The organism is Streptomyces sp. NRRL F-2664, assembly GCF_000719345.1.
Classification (GTDB): Bacteria; Actinomycetota; Actinomycetes; order Streptomycetales; family Streptomycetaceae; genus Streptomyces.
Genome location: NZ_JOFX01000533.1, coordinates 1 through 271, shown reverse-complemented (window position 1 = coordinate 271; position 271 = coordinate 1). Strand labels below are relative to the sequence as shown.

The following is a 271-nucleotide window of genomic DNA, read 5'->3' as shown; positions in this document are numbered from 1 at the left end:
AGCGTGGATCTCGTGGATCTCGGCGGCCAGGGCGTCATCGTCCGCCCGGCGGACCTTGCGGGCACCGGCCCCGGCGACCCGGCGGCAGTAGCCCGGGCGTGACATACCCAGGACCCGGCATATCCGCTGCACGCCGAACTCGGCACGGTTGGAGATGAAGTCCCAGCGGCCGGCCCTCATCTCCTTCGCGAAATACTGAGCCGCCCGCCGCAGGACCTCCCGCTCGATCTCCCACTCCTTCCCGGCCTTGCGCAGTCGGCCCAGCTCCGCC

Annotated in this window: 1 pseudogene; it reads right to left on the bottom strand. The window is 71.2% G+C overall.

Annotated elements, in window-relative coordinates:
* Window positions 1-271: pseudogene (locus tag IF89_RS45735) on the bottom strand (IS3 family transposase); the annotation flags it as partial.